This window comes from Aliiroseovarius sediminis (assembly GCF_022678485.1).
Classification (GTDB): Bacteria; Pseudomonadota; Alphaproteobacteria; order Rhodobacterales; family Rhodobacteraceae; genus Aliiroseovarius; species Aliiroseovarius sediminis.
The window spans coordinates 56,890-79,487 of sequence record NZ_JALBYP010000032.1 but is presented as its reverse complement, the minus strand read 5'-3'; the positions used below and the strand labels follow the sequence as shown (position 1 = coordinate 79,487).

Genomic DNA, 22,598 nt, shown 5'->3' with positions numbered 1-22,598 from the left:
TCGCCCCGCCAGCGAACGCCATAGTCTGTCGCAAACCGGATCACGGGGGACCGAAGGTGAGCGACAAGACAGCCAAAGTCACGCCGATGATGGCGCAGTTTCTTGAGATCAAGAAAGACTATCCCGACGCGCTTTTGTTCTATCGCATGGGCGACTTTTACGAGCTGTTCTTTGACGACGCCGTCGCCGCTGCCGCCGCGCTGGACATTGCGCTGACGAAACGCGGAAAACATCTTGATCAGGACATTCCGATGTGCGGCGTGCCCGTGCATTCTGCCGAAGGCTATCTGCTGACCCTGATCCGCAAAGGGTTTCGTGTCGCCGTCTGCGAACAGATGGAAGACCCGGCCGAGGCCAAGAAGCGTGGGTCGAAATCGGTGGTGAAGCGCGACGTCGTCCGGCTGGTCACGCCCGGTACGCTGACCGAAGAAAGCCTGCTGGACGCCCGCCGCCACAACTTCCTTGCCGCCTACAACGAGGTGCGCGATGACGCGGCGCTGGCGTGGGTCGATATCTCGACCGGTGCTTTTCGCGTAATGCCCTGCACCCGCACGCGGCTTTCGCCCGAAATGGCCCGGCTGGCCCCGCGTGAACTGGTATTCTGCGATGATCTTTTTTTGGATTTGGGTGAATTAGTCTCTGAATCCGGCGCTTCCGGCACCGAGCTTGGGCGCGCCGCCTTTGACAGCACAGGCGCGGAAAAGCGGCTGCTGGACTTGTTCAAGGTCGGATCACTGGATGCGTTCGGCACCTTCACGCGCGCCGAGCTTGGTGCGATGGGCGCGATCGTTGAATATCTTGAGATCACACAGAAGGGCAAACTACCGCTGCTGCGCCCTCCGGTCCGGGAAATGGCACATGGCACGATGCAGATCGACGCCGCAACAAGGCGCAATCTGGAGTTGACGCACAGCCTGTCAGGCGGACGCGACGGATCGCTTTTGTCGGTGATTGACCGCACCACGACCGCAGGCGGCGGGCGGCTGTTGGAACGGCGTCTGTCCAGCCCATCCTGCGACCTTGCCGAAATTCATGACCGACTTGCCACCGTCACGTTCTTCAAGGACGCCCCCCGACTGGCCGAGGATATGCGCGCCGCCCTGCGCAAAGTGCCCGACATGGATCGCGCACTGTCGCGGCTTGGACTTGATCGCGGCGGTCCGCGGGATCTGGCCGCCATTCGCAGCGGCATCGCGGCGGCGGCAGATATTGCGCAGATGCTGGCAGGCCAAGACCCTCCCGCTCGCATCACCGATGCGGCAGTCGCGCTGACCGGGCATGACGACCTGTCGAACCTGCTGGAAGACGCCTTGGTTGCCGAACCGCCTCTGCTGGCGCGCGATGGTGGATTTATCGCACCGGGCTATGACGCCGAATTGGACGAGGCCCGTAAGCTGCGTGACGAGGGGCGCGGCGTGATTGCCGGGATGCAGGCGCAATATGCCGACCATACCGGCATCGGCAGCCTGAAGATAAAGCACAATAACGTGCTTGGCTATTTCATCGAAACCACCGCCACCCACGCGGAAAAGATGCTGAGCGCGCCCCTGTCCGAGCATTACATCCACCGCCAAACCACCGCCAACGCCGTGCGCTTCACGACCGTTGCGCTGAGCGATATGGAGACCAAAATCCTGAATGCGGGAAACCGGGCGTTGGAAATCGAAAAGCGGCTCTATTCCGCCTTGGTTTCGCATATTTTGGATCAAGCCGCGCAGGTCGCCAACACCGCCCGCGCCCTGGCTGAACTGGATGTCGCCAGTGCCTTTGCCGATCTTGCCCGGTCCGAAGGCTGGTCCGCACCCAAGGTCGATGACAGCCGCATGTTCGACGTTCAGGCGGGGCGCCACCCGGTGGTCGAGGCATCGCTGAAGCGAACCGGCGACCCCTTTGTCGCCAACGATTGCGACCTGTCGGACGCCGCGTCGGCGGCCAGCATCTGGCTGCTGACCGGCCCCAACATGGCAGGCAAGTCGACTTTCCTTCGGCAAAATGCGCTGATCGCGCTGCTGGCGCAAAGTGGCAGTTATGTGCCCGCCAAATCTGCGCATATCGGGATTGTTTCACAACTGTTCAGCCGGGTCGGGGCTTCGGACGATCTGGCGCGTGGGCGGTCCACCTTTATGGTCGAAATGGTCGAGACCGCCGCAATCCTGAACCAGGCTGACGACCGCGCCTTGGTCATTCTGGATGAAATCGGACGCGGCACTGCGACCTATGACGGCCTGTCCATCGCCTGGGCCACGTTGGAACACCTTCACGACGTCAATCGCTGCCGCGCCCTGTTCGCCACGCATTATCACGAGATGACACAGCTTGCCGCCAAGCTGGACGGCGTCGAAAACGCCACGATTGCGGTCAAGGAATGGGAAGGCGATGTGGTGTTCCTGCATGAGGTGCGCAAAGGCGCGGCCGACCGGTCTTACGGCGTGCAAGTCGCCAAGCTTGCGGGCCTGCCCGACAGCGTGATCGCGCGGGCGAACGTCGTGCTGACTGCGCTGGAGAAAGGCGAACGTGAAGGCACCGGCCAGAAGGCGGTCATCGACGATCTGCCCTTGTTTGCCGCGACGCCGCCGCCCGCGCAGACAAAACCGACTGGACCGTCCGAGATCGAACAGACCCTGGCCGAAATCCAGCCCGACAGCCTGCGCCCGATCGAAGCGCTGAACCTGCTGTATGAGCTTAGGGAAAAGTTGGGCCAGAAATGAAAACGCCCCCGAAGAAAACGGGGGCGCTGTTCTGACCAGTTACACTTACTTCGGGGTGGACGAGACTCCCACTTGTGCCGGGCGCAGCAGGCGGTCATGCAGCATGAACCCTTCGTTCATCACCTGAATGATGTCGCCTGCCTTCGTGCCGGGCAGCGGGGCTTCGAACATCGCCTCGTGCACCTCGGGGTCGAATTTCTCGCCCAATTCGGGGGACAGCAGACGAATGCCGTGCTTCTCAAAAATGTTCAGCAATGATCGCATGGTCAGCTCGACACCTTCGACCAGCGCCTTTGCGCCATCGCCTGCGTCGCCCGCCGCTTCCAAAGCGCGCTTCATGTTGTCGTAAACGGGCAGCATGTCCCGGGCCAGTTTCGATCCGCCATATTGCTCGGCTTCGCGTCGATCCCGTTCGCCCCGCTTGCGGGTGTTTTCGGCATCCGCCAAGGCCCGCATGAAACGGTCCTTGAATTCATCGCGCTCGGCCCGCAGGGCGGCCAGTTCATCGACCGGCGGCTGTTCGTCGGTCAGGTCAACATCCACTTCTTCGGTCATCAGCTCGTCGATCGCTGATTCCAGGTCTTCTACTGCATTTTTCTTAGCGTCAGCCATCTGTTCGCCTTTATCTTCGATCCGAGATCATCTTACCGATCAATTGAGCGGTATAGTCCACGATGGGGACGATCCTTCCATAATTCAAACGCGTGGGGCCAATGACCCCAACCGCGCCAATGATCTTTCGATCAGAGTTCATATATGGTGAAACCACCAAAGAGCTACCCGAAAGTGAGAAAAGTTTGTTCTCGGACCCAATAAAAATGCGAACGCCTTCGCCCTGATCGGCCAATTCAAGGAATTCGGCGATGTCGCGCTTGCGTTCAAGGTCGTCAAACAGCGTTTTAATCTTTTCAATGTCAGCGGCTTCGGCATCTTCGGCCAACAGATTCGACCGCCCGCGCACGATCAGCCGTTCATAGGGCTGTCCTTCGTTCTCCCAAAGCGCGGCTCCACTTTCGACAAGATCCTGCGCCAGAACATCCAGTTCCTGCCGTCGCGTCTTGATTTCATGCGTTACGATGGTCTGTAGCTCAGAGATTGTGCGCCCCTCAGCCAGCGCGTTCAGAAAATTCGCCGCTTCGCGCATCGAAGATGGGGTTTGTCCAACCGGCGGCGTGAACACGCGGTTTTCCACATGTCCGTCCGCAAAGACCAAAACGACCAAAGCGCGATCGCCGCCCAATGACACGAATTCAATATGTTTGATCGGGGCTTCGTGTTTCGGGGTCAATACAAGACTGGCACCAGCAGTGATACCAGACAAGGCAGACCCAACCCGATCCATAATCGTATTGATATTATTGTCGGTTTTCCCAACGGTCGCATCAATTTTCTGCCGGTCGCCCTGATCCAGATCCGACACTTCCAACAATCCATCCACGAACATCCGCAAACCAAGTTCGGTCGGGATACGTCCGGCTGAAACGTGCGGGCTGTCCAGCAGGCCCATGAACTCTAGATCCTGCATTACGTTGCGAATGGTCGCGGCGCTGACCTTTTCGGTCAGGGCGCGGGTCAAGGTGCGCGACCCAACAGGCGCACCGGTGTTCAGATAGCCTTCGACCACGCTTCGAAATACCTCGCGCGAGCGGGCGTTCATGTCATTCATCAGATCGGGGCCGTCTTCCATACGCAATCGCCTTGCTTTTTCGCCAGCGCCATGGGTATCACGACTTTGAATATGAAACAAAGGGGAAGCCCATGCGTCCGTCAGGTCGGAATCTAGATCAAATGCGCCCGATTTCAATCGAGACCGGAGTCACAAAACATGCCGAAGGCTCGTGCATGATCAAACTGGGCGACACCCATGTGCTGTGCACCGCGTCCCTTGAAGCACGTGTGCCACCATTTCTGCGCAATTCCGGCAAGGGCTGGGTGACGGCGGAATACGGTATGCTGCCCCGCTCCACCGGGTCGCGGATGCGTCGCGAGGCGACCGCGGGAAAACAAGGCGGACGGACGGTCGAAATTCAACGCCTTATTGGGCGGTCCCTGCGCGCAGGTATCGACCTTGTGGCGTTGGGCGAACGCCAGATCACCGTTGATTGTGATGTGATCCAGGCCGACGGCGGGACCCGTTGCGCTGCGATCACTGGCGGCTGGGTTGCGCTGCGGCTGGCGGTTAACAAACTGCTAAAGGCCGGTGACGTCACCACTGACCCGCTGATGGACCCGGTTGCCGCCGTATCCTGTGGTATCTATGGGGGCCAGCCTATCCTTGATCTGGATTATCCCGAGGATTCAGAGGCTGGCGTTGACGGTAATTTCGTTCTTTGCGGTCCAAAACTGATTGAGGTTCAGATGTCCGCCGAAGGCTCGACCTTTACCCGTGACCAAATGAACGAGTTGATGGATCTGGCCGACAAAGGCATTTCCGAGCTGGTCACCGCCCAGATCGGGGCCACCGCCTAATGCGCAAGTTCACGGACACAAAACTGGTCATCGCGACCCATAACGAAGGCAAATTACGCGAGATTTCGGCCTTGTTAGAGCCTTTTGGCGTGTCCGTGACCTCTGCCGGCGCCCTTGGGCTGGATGAGCCGGACGAGACCGAGGATACCTTTGTCGGCAACGCCCGCATCAAAGCGCATTTCGCCGCCAAGGCATCCGGCCTGCCCGCCCTGTCCGATGACAGCGGCATCATGGTCGACGCGCTTGACGGCGCGCCCGGCGTTTACACAGCAGATTGGGCCGAAACGCCCAATGGCCGTGATTTTCCGATGGCGATGGAAAAAACGTGGAACCTGCTTGAGGACAAGAACGCCCCCCATCCCCGCAAAGCGCAGTTCTGCTGCACGCTTTGCCTAGCCTGGCCCGACGGACATGACGAGGTCTTCGAAGGCACGGTGAAAGGCCATCTGACATGGCCCATGCGTGGCGATCAGGGGTTCGGCTATGATCCGATCTTCGTGCCCGATGGCCATGACATCACTTTCGGGGAAATGGACCCAGACAAGAAACACGCAATCAGCCACCGCGCCGACGCCTTTGCCAAGCTTGTGCGGGGCGCCTTTGCTTGAGAACTGGCAAATCGGCGGCTTCGGGCTTTATGTCCACTGGCCGTTTTGCCAATCCAAATGCCCCTATTGTGATTTCAACAGCCATGTCGTCGCGTCGATTGATCATGACGCGTGGCTGAACGCCTATGTCGCCGAGCTTGACAGATACGGCGCTGAAACCCCGGATCGCGTGCTTGGCTCGATCTATTTCGGCGGCGGCACACCCAGCCTGATGGAACCCGCCACCGTCGCCGCGATCATCGAACGCGCAGCGCAGCATTGGACCTTCGCGAACGACATTGAAATCACGCTGGAGGCCAATCCCGGCTCGATCGAAGCGCGCAATTTCGCGGGCTACAAGGCTGCCGGGGTCAATCGGATCTCCATCGGAATTCAAGCGTTGGACAATGCAGACCTTGGGCGGTTGGGCCGGCTTCATTCCGTGGATGAGGCGAAACAGGCTTTGGCCGTCGCGCGGTCGCTGTTTGATCGGGTCAGCTTCGACCTGATCTATGCGCGACAGGATCAAACGCTGGATGCGTGGCAGGCAGAGTTGGCCGAGGCGCTGACCTACGGCCCTGATCATCTGTCGCTCTATCAACTGACCATCGAGCCGGGCACTGCCTTTGGCGCACGGTTTGATGCGGGCAAGCTGCGCGGCCTGCCGGACGAGGATTTGGCGACCGACATGTATTTCCTGACGCAGTCGATCTGCGACGCCGCCGGCCTGCCCGCTTACGAGGTGTCAAACCACGCGCGGCCCGGTCAGGAGAGTCAGCACAATCTGATCTATTGGCGGTCAGGCGATTGGGTCGGCATCGGCCCCGGCGCACATGGGCGAATCAGCATTGGCGGCAAACGATTTGCAACCGAAACCGCCCTTGCCCCGACCAACTGGCTGCGCGCCGCCAGCCAGTCGAAAGGCGAGAGTGCGCGGTCGGTCATCGGGCTTGATGAACAGGTGACCGAGCTTTTGCTGATGGGGCTTCGCACCGTCGAAGGTATTGATCTGAAACACCTTCAAAAACGACTCGGCACCTCATTAAATACCAATACAATCAATGACTTAAAAGATATTGGCTTGATCCAGATAACCGACGACCGCCTTGCAACAACAGGCAAGGGACGGCCTGTTCTGAACGCCATTCTGCGCGAATTGGCACCTGATTAAGACGATAGCTTTCCGCACAATGTATCAAGATCGTCGAGCGATTTATAACGCACCGTGACAGTCCCGCTTTCCCCATCCGCACCGTGGTCGATCTGCACCTTCATGCCCAAGGCGGCAGACAGGTCGCCCTCAAGCGCGCGGGTGTCGGCGTCTTTTTCGGCTTTCGGGCGCGCGGGCTTCGGGGCGGTTGACTTGGGTGACTTCGCCAGCGCCTCGGCCGCGCGAACGGACAGGCCTTTGGCGATGATCTGCCGGGCCAGCGCGACCGGGTTTTCCGCCGTGACCAACGTGCGCGCATGACCTGCGCTTAGCTTGCCCTCACGGACAAAGCCCTGCACTTCGTCGGGCAGGTTCAATAGGCGCAGAAGGTTTGCAATGTGGCTGCGGCTTTTGCCCAACGCTTCGGATACCCTCTCTTGCGTATGTCCAAACCGGTTCATCAGGTCGCGATAACCGGCGGCCTCTTCTATCGCGTTCAGGTCGGCGCGTTGGATGTTTTCGATGATCGCAACCTCAAGCGCCTCGGTGTCGCTGTAGTCCCGAACGATGACAGGAAGATCGTGCAATTGCGCCATCTGCGACGCGCGCCAGCGGCGTTCACCTGCGACGATCTCGTATTCCCCCTCCGCGCCGGGTTTGGGGCGCACGATCAACGGCTGGATCACGCCCTTCTCGCGGATTGATGCAGCCAGATCGTTCAACTGATCTTCGGTAAACTGACGTCGCGGCTGTTCCGGATTGGGCGAAATCTTGTCGACCGGGATAATCAGGTCAGCGCGGCGCGGCGCATCCACGGTTGTTTTTTCTTCGGTGGTGACATCGGCCATCAACGCTGACAGACCGCGGCCCAGACCGCGTTGCTTTTGATTCTTGCTCATATCAGCCTCTTACTTTGCGTTTGGACAGCTCGGTTGCCAGCTTGCGATAGGCCTGACTGCCTTTTGATGTCGGATCATAATGCAAAACCGGCAACGCGAACGAGGGCGCTTCACTAACCCGAACGTTACGCGGAATCATGGTTTTGAACACCAAATCACCCAGATTGTCGCGCGCGTCGGCTTCGACCTGCCGCGATAGGTTGTTCCGGGTGTCGAACATGGTCAGGACGATCCCCTCGATCCGCAGATTCGGATTTGCAGTCTGGCGCACCTCGCGAATGGTCAACATCAACTGCGACAGCCCCTCTAGCGCGAAAAACTCGCTCTGTAACGGGATCAAAACGCTGTCCGCTGCGACCAAAGCATTTACCGTCAACAGGTTCAGCGAAGGCGGACAGTCGATCAAGACATAATCCAACCCCAGATGACCCAACCCGGTCGCGCGCACCGCATCATGAAGGAGGTGACTGCGCTTTTCGTTCGATACCAGCTCGATATCTGCAGAGGACAAATCCGTTGTTGCCGGAGCAATGAAAAGGTTGTCGACCTCGGTTTCCTGCAACACATCTGTCAGCGGCGCTTCTTCCAGAAGAAGGTCATATGTTGTTAGTTTCCTATCTGCGACCTCAACACCTAGGCCTGTTGACGCGTTTCCCTGAGGATCAAGGTCAATCAAAAGCACACGGAATCCGATCTCGGCCAGTGCTGCGCCCAAGTTTATTGTCGTTGTTGTTTTACCCACCCCACCCTTCTGATTGGTGATCGCGATGATCTTAGGGTTTGGGCCACTGAACATATCAGGCACGTCTTAGATCTCCGATCTTCAAAACAACGGCGTCGGGGTTTGTCTTGCTGGGATATGTATCAAGCGCAAACTGCCAGGTTTCAAGCGCTTCTTCCACCTCACTCCGGTAATTCTCACCCTTCAGGAAGATGCAATGCCCCTGCGGCGATAAATGGCGATCTGCATAGCCTAGCAAGTCCTTCAATGGCGCAAGAGCACGAGCAGAAACGATATCGGCTTCCTGCGGCTCGGCACCCTCAATCCGTTTCGACAGAATCATCGCGTTTACGCCAGTCTCGCGCGCCACGGTGCGTAGGAAAGTGGCCTTCCTTAGATCGCTTTCGATACAAACGGTCTGGCGCTCCGGGTCGCTTTCCTTTGCAAGGATCGCGATAATCAAGCCGGGGAAGCCCCCGCCCGTGCCCATGTCACACCACTTCGTAACCTTTTCGGGTGCCAAGCTAAAAATCTGAATGGAATCAAGGAAGTGACGCGACCACAATGCGTCAATGGTCGATGGTGCCACCAGATTTATTGCTGGATTCCACTTTTTTAGAAGCTGAGCGTAGCGCTCTAGCCGCTCCATTGTTTCACGTGAAACATCGTAGTCCGCCAGCAGATCTCTGCCTTTCATGCCGATCGTTTCCGCATCTCGCGGCGAAGCCGGGCGAGAATCAAGGTCAACGCGGCCGGTGTCATCCCCTCGACGCGCCCCGCTTGGGCAAGCGTTCGGGGTCGCACCCGGCTAAGTTTATCTGCGAGCTCATTCGACAATCCAACCAAATCTTCATATCGAAAATCATCAGGAATGCGTTGTGCTTCGTCACGCTGCAACGCCTCGACATCGCGGGCCTGTCGTTCGATATAATTGGCATACATGGCGTCTCGGCTGATCTGGGTCTGAATATCGGTCGAAATATCCGCGAATGATGGGTCAAGCTCGACGATTTTCGCGTAATCCATACCGGGGAAGGCTAAAAGTTCGAACGCTGTCCGCTTGGTGCCATCTTTGCGGACGGTCAGTCCCAGCTTCTCAAGGTCTTGGGGTGTGAATGTTCTTGCGGTCAAAGCTACCTTCGCTGTTTCTAGCGCCGCCCCTTTTCGTTCGAAAAACGCTCGCCGAGTTTGCCCGACGCATCCCAACGCAATTCCAAGCGGGGTCAAGCGTTGGTCGGCGTTATCGGCGCGCAAAGACAGCCGATATTCCGCGCGGGACGTGAACATCCGATAGGGTTCCGTCACACCGCGAGTGATCAGATCATCGACCATAACGCCCATATACGAACTCGAGCGTGAAAAAATGATTGGATCGCGGTCTTGCGATGCCAGTGCCGCGTTCAGACCGGCGATCAGACCTTGTGCGGCAGCCTCTTCATATCCCGTTGTGCCATTGATCTGCCCGGCAAGATACAGTCCTGGTACGTCGCGCAATTGAAGCGTTTCGGTCAAGGACCGCGGATCGACATAGTCATACTCGATGGCATAACCAGGCTGCAAAATTTCTGCGCGCGCCAACCCGGTGATCGAGCGGACGTAGGCCTCTTGCACCTCGATGGGCAGCGATGTGCTTATGCCATTGGGATAGACCGTGTGATCATCCAACCCCTCTGGCTCCAAGAAGATTTGATGCGATTCCTTATCCGCAAAACGAACGATCTTATCTTCAATCGATGGGCAGTAGCGCGGCCCCACGCCATCAATCTGCCCACCATACATCGCAGACTGATCGATGTTTTCTCGAATGATATCATGCGTTTGCGTATTTGTGTGGGTGATCCCACAGCAAATTTGTCGGGCAACGGGCTTGGTATTGAGAAAAGAGAACAGAACCGGGTCATCATCGCCCGGCTGTTGCTCAAGATGATCCCAGTCGATGGTCCGACCATCCAAGCGTGGCGGCGTTCCTGTCTTGAGGCGCCCAAGCGGCAGGCCAAAGCTGTCGATCCGTTCGGCCAACTTGATTGACGGGCGATCCCCCATCCTTCCGCCCGACGACCGTTTGTCGCCGACATGAATAACACCGCGCAGAAATGTACCGGTCGTCAAGATCACTGAAGAGGCGCGCAAGCTGCTGCCATCGTGCAGTCTGACGCCAGATACGCGGTCGCCATCCATCAATAAGTCAACCGCTTCGCCTTCAATGACGCTCAGGTTCTGCGTTTTTGCAATTTCCTGCTGCATGGCGGCGCGGTACAGCTTACGGTCGGCCTGCGCACGCGGCCCTTGTACAGCGGGACCCTTGCGTCGGTTTAACAAACGAAACTGGATGCCTGCCTGATCGGCCACCCGTCCCATCAAGCCGTCCATTGCATCGATTTCGCGTACCAGATGCCCTTTTCCAAGCCCGCCGATTGCAGGGTTGCAGGACATGACGCCCAGATCCTCTTTTCGAAGCGTTATCAGGGCGGTACGAGCGTTCAGCCGGGCTGAGGCATGTGCAGCGTCTGCACCTGCGTGGCCACCGCCAACGACGATCACATCAAAGTCACGATGTTTCACGTGAAACACTCCACTTCATTTCGCACAGCTATTTCCGGCTGCTATTTTCCAAGGCAAAAGCTCGCGAAGATTTCATCCAGCAAATGCTCTACATCAACACGACCAACCAAGCTATCAAGAGCCCGAATCGCGGTTCTGATTTCTTCTGCGGCAAATTCGGCACGCCCCGGCCCGTGTTGTACCTCGATTCGAGCGTCTTCCAAAGCGCTCTGCGCGATCTGCATCGCAATCCGATGGCGCGCGCGCGTGGCAACCCCGACACCTTTAACACGATTTTCCAATTGGTCGGCGATTCGCGCAACCAGTTGGTCAACACCTTGTCCGGTCAGGCCCGACACCGCCAGACCCTTCGTCTTGCTTAAGTCGGCCTTTGCCTGCACCGTAATATCACCCGGTGATGCCTTCAGAGGCAGCACTTCATCGCCTTGGCTCTGCAAGAAAACCCGAAGATCTGCGGCGCGCGCGCGGGCCAACGCCCTCTCGACACCGATCGCCTCGACCTTATCCTGTGCCGTGCGCAAGCCTGCCGTATCCAGCACCGTGACGGCAAGCCCCGCAAGTTCCATCTGCACCTCGATCACATCCCGCGTGGTGCCCGCAATCTCGGATGTGATCGCCGCGTCACGTCCTGCCAGCGCATTCAGAAGCGTAGATTTTCCGGCATTGGGCGCGCCGACAATCGCAACTTCGAAGCCATCGCGAATGCGTTCAGCGATGCGTGTCCCGGCGGTTTCTGCGGCCAGTGTCGTCAGAACGCCATCAAGCAACCCGTTGACTTCAGGTGAGACATCGACGGGCACGTCTTCGTCGGCAAAATCAATCGTGGCTTCCAGCAACGCCGCCGCGCGAATCAGGTCATGACGCCAGTTCTCTGCCAAGTCGCCCAACGCACCGGACAGAATCGTCACCGCCTGCCGCCGCTGCGCCTCGGTCTCGGCGTCCAGAAGATCGGCCAGTCCTTCAACTTGTGCCAGATCGAGCCGGTCATTTTCCAATGCGCGGCGTGTGAACTCGCCCGGTTCAGCCAGACGCAAATCTGGATAGGTGGACAGGGTGTCCAAAACTGCGCGCACCACGGCGGTCGAGCCGTGAAGCTGTAGTTCGACAACCGATTCACCGGTGAAACTGGCACCATCGTCGAAACACAGGACCAGAGCCTCGTCTAACAACTGCCCATCAGTCCCCATCAACCGGCGCAATCCAGCCTTGCGAATAGCGGGCAAAGACCCAGCCAACCCGCGCGCAGCCGAAAACGCATATGGCCCGGAGATCCGGACCACTGCGACACCCGCTTTTCCACGGGCACTGGCAAGAGAGTAGATTGTATCCATATCTAACCCATTGTTTTATAACAATAAGTTACGTATTCATCGAGTCGAAGAAATCCGAATTCGTCTTGGTCTGCTTCAACTTCGAGATCAAGAATTCAATGGCATCCGTGGTGCCCATCGGGTTCAAAATCCGTCGCAAGACATAGGTCTTCTGCAAGTCTTTTGCATCGACCAACAGCTCTTCTTTCCGTGTGCCGGATTTCAGGATGTCGATGGCCGGGAACACGCGCTTGTCGGCGACCTTGCGATCCAGCACAATTTCGCTGTTGCCCGTGCCTTTGAATTCCTCAAAGATCACTTCGTCCATCCGCGACCCGGTGTCGATCAGCGCGGTCGAGATGATGGTCAGCGATCCGCCTTCTTCGATATTCCGCGCGGCACCAAAGAACCGTTTGGGCCGTTGCAAGGCGTTGGCGTCCACACCACCCGTCAGAACTTTACCTGACGATGGCACGGTCGTGTTAAAGGCGCGCCCCAAACGGGTGATCGAGTCGAGCAAGATTACCACGTCACGTTTGTGTTCCACTAACCGCTTGGCTTTCTCGATCACCATTTCGGCCACGGCAACGTGACGTGTGGCCGGTTCATCAAAAGTCGAGGATACAACCTCGCCTTTTACCGAACGTTGCATGTCCGTGACCTCTTCAGGCCGTTCGTCGATCAACAGGACGATCAAATAGCATTCGGGGTGATTGGTCTCGATGGAATTGGCGATATTCTGCAACAGAACGGTTTTACCCGTCCGCGGAGGAGCCACGATCAGCGCCCGCTGTCCCTTACCGATGGGCGACACCAGATCGATGATCCGGGCCGAACGGTCTTTGATCGTGGGGTCTTCGATTTCCATCTTCAGGCGTTCATCGGGGTAAAGCGGCGTCAGGTTATCAAAGGCAACCTTGTGCTTCGCTGCTTCTGGAGCGCCAAAATTGATTTCTTCGACCTTGGTGATGGCAAAATAGTTCTCGTTCTCGCCCGGTGCCTGGATGATGCCTTCAATCGTATCACCCGTGCGCAATGAATATTGACGGATCACATCGGGCGAGACGTATATATCGTCAGGCCCGGACAAATAGTTCGCCTCGGGTGAGCGTAGAAAGCCAAAGCCGTCTTGCACGACCTCAAGCACGCCATCACCGCCGATGATCCATTCATCCTCGGCCAGCTCTTTCAGGATCGAGAACATCATCTCGCCTTTGCGCATTGTGGATGCGTTTTCGATTTCTAGTTCTTCAGCCATGTTCACAAGCTCTTTCGGGCTTTTGGCTTTCAGATCGGCAAGGTTCAAACGGTTATCAGACATAAGGATACTCTGGGATGGCCTCAGGACGGCATGCGCACGGGCGCTGCGGTCAATATGAAGAATGGGAAACAAGCGTGACCGGATGGCCCGCGTTTCAGGTCAAATACGCCTGTTGGCGACGCGAGTCAATCTTCTTAGAATTTCAGAACAACGGAAAAGACGATGACCAGCATTAAAAGCGTAGGCACTTCGTTCATGATGCGATAGCGCCGACCCGCCAGCGTGTTGGTTCCCGCAACAAATTCCTTGCGTCGGGCCGCCAGCCACATATGAAACCACGTCATTGCAATAATGGACACAGCCTTGGTCCACGGCCAGATCATCATCCAATCGACAATCCCCGGTGTCATCACAAGCAGCAGGCCAAACAGCCATGTGCTGATCATGGCTGGGTTCATGATCGCCTTCAGCAACCGACGTTCCATCGTCTGAAACAGATCGTCCGTTTCATTGCCAGATCCTACCACTTCGACGTGATAGACAAACAGACGGGGAAGGTAAAAAATCCCCGCCATCCACGCAATCACAGACACGATATGCAGGGATTTCGTCCAGAAATAAATATCCGCCAGAAACTCACCCATTCTTCGCACTCCTATCGGTCAATCACGTCCATCCCTTCTTAAAATAATAAAGAAGAAGAAAGAAAGATGATGTTTTAGTAGGGGCTGTGAATAATGGGGATTAAACAGTTATACCAGCCGTTACCCACAAGTGGATAAAGATTGTTTCCTGGGCGGAAAAAATCGGTTATATATATGAAAAACATACAGAAATTTCTGTTTGGCTTGGGGATAAGTGATCGGATAAACAAGGCCGTGTTGCGTCTGCGACACCGCGGCCAGAAGACGGTTTCCACAGTGGAAGAACTTTGGAAACTGGCTTAGAAAAGGGGTGAGTTTTCCCCGCGTCTTGTTGCGTGCTGCGTTGTCCACTTTTGATGGCACTAGAACAAACAGAGATTATCCACAGGGTTATCAGATGACCGCCTCTTTGATTCTTGCTTCGGCATCGCAGATTCGCGCGGAGCTTTTGCGAAATGCGGCTGTTGGTATCGACGTTCATCCTGCCCGGATTGATGAAGAAACGATCCACGCCTCGCTGACCGCTGAAGGTGCCAGCCCGCGTGATCTGGCAGACGCGCTGGCCGAATTCAAAGCGCGCAAGATAAGCGAAAAGTTCCCCGGCCGTCTGGTTCTTGGCTGCGATCAGGTTGCCGAATTGGCGGGCGAGGTTCTGTCAAAGCCCCGCGATATGGACGAGGCTATTGCCCAACTAACGGCCTTGTCCGGTCAGACCCATCGCCTGCTATCTGCCGCCGTTCTGTATCAGGACGCCAAACCGCTTTGGCGCCACATCGGCGTGGTTCGTTTGCGGATGCGTGATTTGTCGCCCGCCTATATCGAAGATTACGTCACCCGGAACTGGGACAGCATCCGGCATGCGGTGGGCGCTTATAAGCTAGAGGAGGAAGGCGTGCGGTTGTTTGCGAAAGTTGATGGCGATTATTTCAATGTTTTGGGTTTGCCGCTGACAGAGCTGCTGTCATACCTGATTATGCGAGGAGATCTTGATATATGAGCGAACAACGTATCCCCTTGGCGGGCGTGATTGGTGACCCGATTGAACATTCGTTATCCCCACGGCTGCACGGACATTGGCTTCGGGCGAATGCGATCGTCGGACATTACATTCCCATGCGTGTGGTTAACGGAGATCTAGAGCATGTCATCCGCACCCTGCCCAAGGCTGGGTTCGTTGGCGTGAACGTTACCATTCCGCATAAGGAATCGGTGCTTAGGATCGCCGACACCGTGACCGATCGCGCCGCCCTTATTGGTGCGGCGAATACGTTGATCTTTCGCCCCGATGGCAAGATCTACGCTGACAATACGGATGGGTATGGTTTTGTCGAAAACCTGCGTCAGGGCGCCCCCGATTGGGCGCCCGACACCGGCCCCACCGCTGTCTTCGGTGCAGGGGGTGCGGCGCGCGCCATCGTCGCGTCCCTGATCGAGGTGGGCGTGCCTGAAATCCGCCTGTCCAACCGCACCCGCGCGCGGGCTGATGCGTTGCGGGCCGAGTTTGGTCCTCGGATCAAGGTGTTTGATTGGACGCAGGCCGCCAACATGCTGGATGGCGCGGTCACGGCAGTCAACACAACCTCGCTTGGGATGGTTGGAAAGCCCGATTTCCGTGTGCCGCTGGATGGTTTCAAGCCGGGTATGGTGGTGACGGATCTGGTCTATACCCCCTTACGCACCCATTTTCTGGACGAGGCAGACAACGCAGGCTGCATCACCGTGGATGGGCTTGGAATGCTGTTGCATCAAGCGGTGCCGGGGTTTGAACGTTGGTTTGGTATGCGCCCGGTTGTCGATGACGCGCTGCGCCAGGCGGTGCTGGGGCCATGAGCCGACCGTTCGTCATAGGGCTGACCGGCTCGATCGGGATGGGGAAGACCACGACCGCGCAAATGTTCGCAGCCGAAGGTGTGCCGGTCTGGGATGCGGACGCCGCCGTTCACCGCATCTATGCGCCCGGCGGCGCGGCGGTCGAGCCGCTTCGCGCGATCTGCCCCAATGCTATTGTCGACGGTGCGGTTGACCGCAATGTGTTGAAGAACTGGCTGGCAAAAGACGACACGGCTCTGAAGCAGATCGAGGCCGTCGTTCACCCGCTGGTCGCCCAAGACCGCGCGCGGTTTTTGCGCGACACGGACGTACCGGTGGTTCTTCTGGACATTCCGCTGCTGTTTGAAACAGGCGCGGATGCGCAGATGGATTTGGTCGCTGTTGTTTCCACCTCGTCTGAGGCGCAGCGCGAACGGGTCCTAGCGCGCGGCACGATGACCCCGGATCAGTTCGATGCAATCCTTGCAAAACAGATGCCGGACGAAGAAAAACGAACCCGTGCGGATGTCGTTATCCCCACCGATACCATCGAAGGCGCGCAAGCCGCCGTGAAACAGGTGCTTGCCCAAGTGAAGGAGCGTTCGTCCCATGCGTGAGATCGTGCTGGACACCGAAACCACGGGCTTCGACCCCGAAAGCGGCGATCGCATCGTCGAAATCGGCTGCCTTGAGCTTTACAACCATATGCCGACGGGCAAGACCTATCACCAATATATCAACCCCGAACGCGACATGCCGGACGAGGCGTTCGGCGTGCACGGCATCGGCCCCGACCTTCTGACTGTCCCACGCCCTCCGAAACCCGGCGAGGTGACGCTGCGCGACAAGCCGGTGTTCAAGCTGGTCGGGCAAGCCTTCCTTGATTTCATCGGTGACGCCCGGCTGGTCATTCACAATGCCAGCTTCGACATGAAATTCCTGAATGCCGAGCTGAAATGGATGGGCTTGCCCAACATTCCGTGGGAGCAGGCAACCGACACTCTGGCAATCGCTCGTACCAAATTTCCCGGTTCGCCCGCGTCTTTGGATGCGCTGTGCCGCCGGTTCAGCATCGACAATTCCTCACGCACCCTGCACGGCGCGCTTCTGGACAGTGAAATTCTGGCCGAGGTTTATCTGGAACTGATCGGCGGGCGACAGCCGGATCTGGTTTTGGCGCCCGATCTCGATACATCGTCGAGTGGGGGCAGCAGCGGCGCATGGCGCCCCTATCCGCGCCCCAATCCCCTGTCTGGACGGATCACGGAAAAAGAAGCCGCAGCCCATGATGCTTTCGTGGAAAAGCTGGGCTGCGGCGCGCTTTGGAAAGATCTTAAGTAAGTCTTTCGGCTTAGATCAGTTAACCGGCGCGTCACCCTGTTCGGCGGCCATGCGGCGTTCGATTTCGTGACGATACAGTGCAAGGAAGTCGACCGTATCCAGATTAAGCGCCGGGAAACCGCCGTCGCGGGTCACGTCGGCCACGATGCGGCGCACGAAGGGGAACAACATGCGGGGGCATTCGATCATCAGGAACGGGTGCATCTGATCTTCGGGCACGTTTTCGACCTGAAAGATACCGGCATATTCCAGTTCCATCAGGAACAGTTGCTCTCCGCCGTTCTTGTTCTTGGACCCGATTGTGAATTTCGTGATGACCTCGAACTGGTTGTCGGTGGGGCGTTTCTTGGCGTCCAGCGCGACTTCGACATTGATGTCCGGCTGGACTTCGCCTTGAACGCCTTTTTGCGCCAAGATGTTTTCAAATGACATGTCGCGGATGAACTGGCCCAGAACCTGCATCTTGGGCTGAACGGGGGTGGCTTGTGTATTGGCTTCGTCGGCCATTCTTGTCTCCTTCGGGAAAAACTGTTGGGAAGTGCTTAGCACCTTGCCCTCGCGCCCTCAACAAGGGGTTTTATCGAGTGGGCATAGAGGTTATCTGACGGTTATGGCAGACATGATCCCCGCCTGGATTGACGGCACCCTGACCCCGGTTGAGAAATTGCAGGCTCATATAGATGGGTTACGGCACAAGGCTGTGTCGGTGTTTTTGTTTCACGCGGATAAGGTGCTGATCCAGCAACGCGCGGCGGGCAAATATCACACGCCGGGCAAATGGGCGAACACCTGCTGCACCCATCCCCACTGGGACGAGCCGCCGATGGATTGCGCCATTCGCCGGTTGGACGAAGAATTGGGCATCACCGGTCTGACCCCCAAATGGGTTGAGACATTGGAATACCGCGCCGATGTGGGCAGCGGGCTGACAGAGCACGAGGTTGTCGACCTTTTCATCATTCACGCCGACACCTTACCGCAAATAACCCTGAACCCGACCGAGGTTCAGGCGGTCGACTGGCTGACGCGCGCCGCGTTGGACGACCGAATTGCCCACATGCCCGAGATCTTCACGCCGTGGCTGAAAATCTATATGGAAAAACACGCAAGCTCAGTGTTTGGTCCAGCCTGACGGACCTTCGACGCCGGGATGCGTGGGCCGCTTCTCGGGCGTGACATCCTCAAAGTCGCCGTCGATTACGTCATCCTTGGGGTTATGCGGATGCGGCCTGCGCGGATCGTTTGGATCTTGCGGCCCCATCGTGAAGGTCTGAACCTGCACCCGCGCACGCACCCAGTGATACACCGCCCGGCGCACGGCGGGGATCAGCAGCGCAAAGCCAACGAAATCGGTGAAAAATCCGGGCGTCAAAAGCAGCGCGCCGGAAAACAGGATCATTGCCCCATGCGCCAACGGCTCGGTCGGGTCGTTCAACTGACCGAAGCTTTCACGCAGTTGTGACATCGCCAAAGCGCCCTGCGCGCGCATCAGTTGCGTGCCCACAATCGCGGTCAAAACGACGATCGCAAGCGTGGGCCACAGGCCGATCGCACCCCCGACTTGTATGAACAGGGCGATCTCGATCAGCGGAACCGCGATAAACAGCGCAAAAAGCCACATTGGGCAGGTCTCCTTTTCGTTTCGAACGGTGGACTTGGCCCCGCTCAGCACCTACATATGACTCCGGTCGACGCGTTTCCATATCGCGCTTGAAAAGAGGTATATATGAGCTCATCCCTGATCCAGCTTCTGGTGCTTGCCGGAATTGCCCTGTTTCTGATCTTGCGCCTGCGCGATGTGCTTGGCACGCGCGAGGGGTTTGAAAAACCTGTGGTCGCCAAGAAAGACGATCGCCGCCTGTCGCGCGACCAGTTCGAGGTCATCCAGGGCGGTCCCGACAGCGATATCACGGACCATGTGCCCGAGGGAAGCCCTGCAGCCCAAGCTCTGGCCGCCATGAAAGGGGCCGAGCCGTCTTTCAATGTCAGCGAATTCCTGGGCGGCGCGCGCGGCGCATATGAAATGATCCTGATGGGGTTCGAAGCTGGCGATCTGGCCCAGATCAAGCCATTTCTGGCCGACGACGTTTATGAAACATTTGCGACGGTGATCGAATCGCGTGAGAAAAAAGGCCTTTCGGTCGACGCACATTTTGTCGGCCTGCGAGAGCTGAAGCTGGTGGATGCCCAATTTGATGCTGCGACCCGCGAAGGCGAAGTGACGGTGCGGTTTGTTGGTGAATTGACATCTGTGGTGCGCGACAAGGCCGGCGACATCATTGAAGGCAATCCCAACGAAGTGAAACGTCAGAAGGACGTCTGGAGCTTCGCCCGCATCATGGGGTCTGACAACCCGAACTGGCAGCTTGTTGCCACGGGTGGATGATGCTGCGCGGGCTGGCATGTGCGCTGGCCCTTTTGGGCAGCCCGGTTCAAGCCGGTCTGGAGGATGCAGAGGTTTCGATTCTGTCCTTCGACGAACTTGAAGGGTGGGATCAGGATGACCACCAAGCGGCGCTGGGCGTCTTTCTGGACACCTGCCGCGATCTGGACGACCCGCAATGGCGCCCGATCTGCGCGCTGGCCGCCGAACAAGATGACGGCAAGACCTTCTTCGAGCTGTTCTTCCGCCCCGTCCTGATCCGTGATGGAAACGACCCCCTGTTCACCGCCTATTACGAGCCGGAAATCCGCGGCTCGCGCACGGAATCCCTTCGCTATCGCTATCCCGTCTATCGCACCCCGCCTGAGGTCAAAGCAGGCCATGTCTGGCTATCCCGCCGCAATATCGAGGATGAAGAGGCGCTGAGCGGTCGTGGTCTGGAAATCGCTTGGGTCGAAGACCCGGTCGAGCTTCAATTCCTGCAAATTCAAGGCTCTGGCCGCATTCGGCTGGCCGAAGGCGGTACGATCCGTTTGGGCTATGGCGGGTCGAACGGGCACAGCTTTATGTCGTTGGGCAACGAACTGGTGCGGCAGGGTGTGTACGAGCCACATCAGGTCTCGCAAAAGGTGATCCAGAACTGGGTCAAGCGAAACCCCGATGAAGGGCGCGAGTTGTTGTTGAAGAATCCCTCTTATGTGTTTTTCCGCGAGATTGGCAAAGTCTCGGCCGACAAGGGACCTCTGGGCGCGATGAACAGGTCCATTACAGCGCATCGGTCGGTGGCGATTGACCCGAAATACACACCGCTAGGCGCGCCGGTGTGGCTTGAAAAAAAGGGTGCCGAGCCGTTTAACCGCCTGATGATCGCGCAAGATACCGGGTCACGCGTGAAGGGCGCGCAACGGGCAGATATTTTCTGGGGCACGGGCGCACGCGCCGGGCGGCTTGCGGGCAAAATCCGTGATGCGGGTCGTATGGTTGTGCTGCTGCCTATCCAACGCGCCTTCGCCATCCTGCCCGAGGAGTGACTATGGCGCGCCGGCCAAGACATTTAAGCGCCGAGGACAAAGCGCTATGGAAAAAGGTTGCTGACAGCACCGAACGGCTGCATCCGGCCCGACCGTGCGCGCCTGCCCTGCCTGCAAAACCTGCCAAACCGACGACGCCACCTTCGCCGTCGGCCCCAACCCGCAAAAGCTTTCGATTGGGCGAGAAAACCGTGCAGAAGGCGCGCACCCATGATTTTGCACCTAACCTATCAGACAGTGTTGCCCGACAGCCGCTGTCGATGGACCGCAAGACCTTCGGCAAAATGAAAAAGGGCCGGATGTCGCCAGAGGGGCGGCTTGATCTTCACGGTATGACCATCGCGCAGGCCCATCCACGGCTGACCCGGTTCATCCTGGACGCCGCCGCGCAGGATCGGCGGCTGGTTTTGGTCATCACCGGCAAAGGAAAACACCGTGACGATGGCGGCCCGATCCCGGTGCGCCACGGCGTGTTGCGCCATCAGGTGCCGCATTGGTTGCGTTCGATGCCGCTTAGCCAATATGTGATGCAGGTGGAGCAAGCACATCTGAAACATGGCGGTCACGGTGCCTATTACGTTTATCTTCGGCGGCGAAAATAGACGCTATTGCGCGACATTCGGGATGATCAGGCGGGTCGCGTTCTGCACCACCAGCACCGTGCCGGGCAACAGCCCGACCCGCGTCGAAGGGTCCGTGCCATAGGCAATGCCAAGGTCCGGCATGCTGCGAAGCAAGCGCAGGAACGACGCCGAGGCAAACGCGGTCATGTGATCGTTCTTTCCATCGCTGAAGGCCGAGATGTCCACCATCGTCACGTTCAGTTCGGCGAGTTGCTCGACATCCGCAGTGTTGCCCAACCGCGCGGACTGTCCGGTCAGACCCGCCGATAGACGCAGCGCCACGTCGTGTGTCGACGTGAAAATGAAGAATGGCTGCGGTAAGTCTCCGATACGGTCAGCCTGTGCACGAAAAACGTCGATGTCGATATCGGGCGACAAAAGAACGACGCCGCCGATCTTGCGCAAACCCCGTTGACCATCGGCAATGGTCATCTGGCGAAGAGTTTCCATCGTCAAAAGGGCACCCATGGAATGGCCGACCAACAAGATTTCGTCTACGCCTGATCGCGAGACTGCGCGAATGACCGTCTCCAACCCATCGCGTGCAATCAGCATCGAGTCCCGGTCATACCCGTAGCCAAGCGGATGCCCCGCACTGGGCCACGAGTAATGAATCGGAATGAACGGCAGGGCCAGGTCATCGGTCAGCTGCGCAAATCGGTACAGCCCTTCGGCGAAGTTGTTGTTGAAGCCATGAACAAAAACAATGGCCGTGCGCTGTTCTGACTGACGCGTACGAAGCTCTTGTTGCACGGCGGCCTGAAACTCGGTCTGCGTCTTGAGCGGCGAGTAATTGTCGAGAAGGAAGTGTTTTTTCGGGTCAGGGGTGCGCCGCCGCGGCCATTCGATGCTGCCCGGTTCACGATCTGGCGGAACCGACACATCAAATCGGCCGAAGATCAGGTCGCGGCTACGTTCGCCGCTGGGAAAACCCATCTCGTCTATTTCGCGCGTGGTGCCGACATAGATGCGTTGCAGTTCACCCGTTTCGCCAGCACCCGCGTACAAGGTAATTTTCCCGCGCGGCGCGCAAGAGGCAAGCAGCAGGATAAGGGCCAGATAAGGGATGAAACGCACGCGGGGCTCCTAGATTTGGTCAC

24 protein-coding genes are annotated in these 22,598 nt (G+C 57.9%); 12 read left to right on the top strand and 12 right to left on the bottom strand.

The window, feature by feature from the left end:
• The first annotated feature begins 86 nt into the window (after positions 1 to 86).
• A complete protein-coding gene (mutS, locus tag MN186_RS09395; protein WP_242114323.1) occupies positions 87 to 2,708 on the top strand; it encodes a DNA mismatch repair protein MutS in 2,622 nt (873 codons plus the stop codon).
• Between the two features lie 45 nt (positions 2,709 to 2,753).
• Here mutS and MN186_RS09390 read toward each other — a convergent pair whose 3' ends face one another.
• Positions 2,754 to 3,263, bottom strand: coding sequence for a nucleotide exchange factor GrpE (locus tag MN186_RS09390; RefSeq protein WP_242114322.1), 510 nt, complete (start codon positions 3,261 to 3,263; stop codon positions 2,754 to 2,756).
• 67 nt (positions 3,264 to 3,330) lie between these two features.
• Positions 3,331 to 4,395, bottom strand: a complete 1,065-nt coding sequence (gene hrcA, locus MN186_RS09385; RefSeq protein WP_242114117.1) for a heat-inducible transcriptional repressor HrcA — start codon at positions 4,393 to 4,395, stop codon at positions 3,331 to 3,333.
• Positions 4,396 to 4,466: 71 nt separating this feature from the next.
• Here hrcA and rph point away from each other — a divergent pair, with 71 nt between their 5' ends.
• From rph to hemW, 3 genes are read left to right on the top strand one after another with little or no spacing between them, the layout of a single operon-like run.
• Positions 4,467 to 5,177, top strand: coding sequence for a ribonuclease PH (rph, locus tag MN186_RS09380; protein WP_242114116.1), 711 nt, complete (start codon positions 4,467 to 4,469; stop codon positions 5,175 to 5,177).
• The gene (rdgB, locus tag MN186_RS09375; protein ID WP_242114115.1) at positions 5,177 to 5,785 is read left to right on the top strand and encodes an RdgB/HAM1 family non-canonical purine NTP pyrophosphatase; all 609 of its coding nucleotides are present in this window, start codon (positions 5,177 to 5,179) and stop codon (positions 5,783 to 5,785) included. Before rph ends, rdgB begins: the two co-directional genes overlap by 1 nt.
• A complete protein-coding gene (gene hemW, locus MN186_RS09370; protein ID WP_242114114.1) occupies positions 5,778 to 6,935 on the top strand; it encodes a radical SAM family heme chaperone HemW in 1,158 nt (385 codons plus the stop codon). The genes rdgB and hemW overlap by 8 nt, the downstream gene beginning before the upstream one ends.
• On the opposite strand, the gene MN186_RS09365 is transcribed toward hemW, so the two are convergent.
• The 7 genes from MN186_RS09365 to MN186_RS09335 all read right to left on the bottom strand — a co-directional run bounded on the left by MN186_RS09365 (position 6,932) and on the right by MN186_RS09335 (position 14,311).
• The gene (locus MN186_RS09365; protein ID WP_242114113.1) at positions 6,932 to 7,813 is read right to left on the bottom strand and encodes a ParB/RepB/Spo0J family partition protein; all 882 of its coding nucleotides are present in this window, start codon (positions 7,811 to 7,813) and stop codon (positions 6,932 to 6,934) included. The genes hemW and MN186_RS09365 overlap by 4 nt on opposite strands.
• 1 nt (position 7,814) lies before the next feature.
• Positions 7,815 to 8,609: a ParA family protein gene (locus tag MN186_RS09360; protein ID WP_242114112.1), complete on the bottom strand. Its 795-nt coding sequence runs from the start codon at positions 8,607 to 8,609 to the stop codon at positions 7,815 to 7,817.
• 1 nt (position 8,610) lies between these two features.
• Positions 8,611 to 9,231 (bottom strand): 16S rRNA (guanine(527)-N(7))-methyltransferase RsmG, encoded by a 621-nt coding sequence (gene rsmG / locus MN186_RS09355; RefSeq protein WP_242114111.1) that lies wholly within the window; start codon positions 9,229 to 9,231, stop codon positions 8,611 to 8,613.
• Positions 9,228 to 11,105: a tRNA uridine-5-carboxymethylaminomethyl(34) synthesis enzyme MnmG gene (gene mnmG / locus MN186_RS09350; RefSeq protein ID WP_242114110.1), complete on the bottom strand. Its 1,878-nt coding sequence runs from the start codon at positions 11,103 to 11,105 to the stop codon at positions 9,228 to 9,230. The genes rsmG and mnmG overlap by 4 nt, the downstream gene beginning before the upstream one ends.
• 32 nt (positions 11,106 to 11,137) lie before the next feature.
• On the bottom strand, positions 11,138 to 12,427 hold the full coding sequence (gene mnmE / locus MN186_RS09345) for a tRNA uridine-5-carboxymethylaminomethyl(34) synthesis GTPase MnmE (protein ID WP_242114109.1): 1,290 nt from the start codon (positions 12,425 to 12,427) through the stop codon (positions 11,138 to 11,140).
• A gap of 28 nt (positions 12,428 to 12,455) precedes the next feature.
• Positions 12,456 to 13,727: a transcription termination factor Rho gene (gene rho / locus MN186_RS09340; protein ID WP_242114108.1), complete on the bottom strand. Its 1,272-nt coding sequence runs from the start codon at positions 13,725 to 13,727 to the stop codon at positions 12,456 to 12,458.
• Positions 13,728 to 13,861: 134 nt separating this feature from the next.
• The gene (locus MN186_RS09335; RefSeq protein ID WP_242114107.1) at positions 13,862 to 14,311 is read right to left on the bottom strand and encodes a CopD family protein; all 450 of its coding nucleotides are present in this window, start codon (positions 14,309 to 14,311) and stop codon (positions 13,862 to 13,864) included.
• 397 nt (positions 14,312 to 14,708) lie between these two features.
• Here MN186_RS09335 and MN186_RS09330 point away from each other — a divergent pair, with 397 nt between their 5' ends.
• Genes MN186_RS09330 through dnaQ form a run of 4 tightly spaced genes read left to right on the top strand, consistent with a single transcriptional unit; the run spans position 14,709 to position 17,461 of the window.
• Positions 14,709 to 15,308, top strand: coding sequence for a Maf family protein (locus tag MN186_RS09330; RefSeq protein ID WP_242114106.1), 600 nt, complete (start codon positions 14,709 to 14,711; stop codon positions 15,306 to 15,308).
• A complete protein-coding gene (locus MN186_RS09325; RefSeq protein ID WP_242114105.1) occupies positions 15,305 to 16,141 on the top strand; it encodes a shikimate dehydrogenase in 837 nt (278 codons plus the stop codon). The genes MN186_RS09330 and MN186_RS09325 overlap by 4 nt, the downstream gene beginning before the upstream one ends.
• On the top strand, positions 16,138 to 16,737 hold the full coding sequence (coaE, locus tag MN186_RS09320; RefSeq protein ID WP_242114104.1) for a dephospho-CoA kinase: 600 nt from the start codon (positions 16,138 to 16,140) through the stop codon (positions 16,735 to 16,737). Before MN186_RS09325 ends, coaE begins: the two co-directional genes overlap by 4 nt.
• Positions 16,730 to 17,461, top strand: a complete 732-nt coding sequence (gene dnaQ, locus MN186_RS09315; RefSeq protein ID WP_242114103.1) for a DNA polymerase III subunit epsilon — start codon at positions 16,730 to 16,732, stop codon at positions 17,459 to 17,461. Before coaE ends, dnaQ begins: the two co-directional genes overlap by 8 nt.
• A 15-nt stretch (positions 17,462 to 17,476) precedes the next feature.
• On the opposite strand, the gene secB is transcribed toward dnaQ, so the two are convergent.
• Positions 17,477 to 17,968, bottom strand: coding sequence for a protein-export chaperone SecB (gene secB / locus MN186_RS09310; RefSeq protein ID WP_242114102.1), 492 nt, complete (start codon positions 17,966 to 17,968; stop codon positions 17,477 to 17,479).
• Positions 17,969 to 18,071: 103 nt separating this feature from the next.
• On the opposite strand from secB, the gene idi reads away from it, so the two are divergent.
• The gene (idi, locus tag MN186_RS09305; RefSeq protein WP_242114101.1) at positions 18,072 to 18,593 is read left to right on the top strand and encodes an isopentenyl-diphosphate delta-isomerase; all 522 of its coding nucleotides are present in this window, start codon (positions 18,072 to 18,074) and stop codon (positions 18,591 to 18,593) included.
• Here the strand turns inward: idi and MN186_RS09300 are convergent.
• A complete protein-coding gene (locus tag MN186_RS09300; protein ID WP_242114100.1) occupies positions 18,573 to 19,082 on the bottom strand; it encodes an FxsA family protein in 510 nt (169 codons plus the stop codon). The two genes, idi and MN186_RS09300, sit on opposite strands and share 21 nt — an antisense overlap.
• Positions 19,083 to 19,187: 105 nt before the next feature.
• Here MN186_RS09300 and MN186_RS09295 point away from each other — a divergent pair, with 105 nt between their 5' ends.
• The 3 genes from MN186_RS09295 to MN186_RS09285 are packed head-to-tail and all read left to right on the top strand — an operon-like array spanning position 19,188 to position 21,477.
• Positions 19,188 to 19,847 carry a Tim44/TimA family putative adaptor protein gene (locus MN186_RS09295; RefSeq protein WP_242114099.1) on the top strand — a complete coding sequence of 220 codons (660 nt, stop codon included), beginning with the start codon at positions 19,188 to 19,190 and terminating at the stop codon, positions 19,845 to 19,847.
• Positions 19,847 to 20,875 (top strand): murein transglycosylase A, encoded by a 1,029-nt coding sequence (mltA, locus tag MN186_RS09290; protein ID WP_242114321.1) that lies wholly within the window; start codon positions 19,847 to 19,849, stop codon positions 20,873 to 20,875. Before MN186_RS09295 ends, mltA begins: the two co-directional genes overlap by 1 nt.
• A 2-nt stretch (positions 20,876 to 20,877) precedes the next feature.
• Positions 20,878 to 21,477, top strand: coding sequence for a Smr/MutS family protein (locus MN186_RS09285; RefSeq protein ID WP_242114098.1), 600 nt, complete (start codon positions 20,878 to 20,880; stop codon positions 21,475 to 21,477).
• A gap of 3 nt (positions 21,478 to 21,480) precedes the next feature.
• On the opposite strand, the gene MN186_RS09280 is transcribed toward MN186_RS09285, so the two are convergent.
• The gene (locus MN186_RS09280) at positions 21,481 to 22,575 is read right to left on the bottom strand and encodes an alpha/beta hydrolase (RefSeq protein WP_242114097.1); all 1,095 of its coding nucleotides are present in this window, start codon (positions 22,573 to 22,575) and stop codon (positions 21,481 to 21,483) included.
• Positions 22,576 to 22,598: the final 23 nt, after the last annotated feature.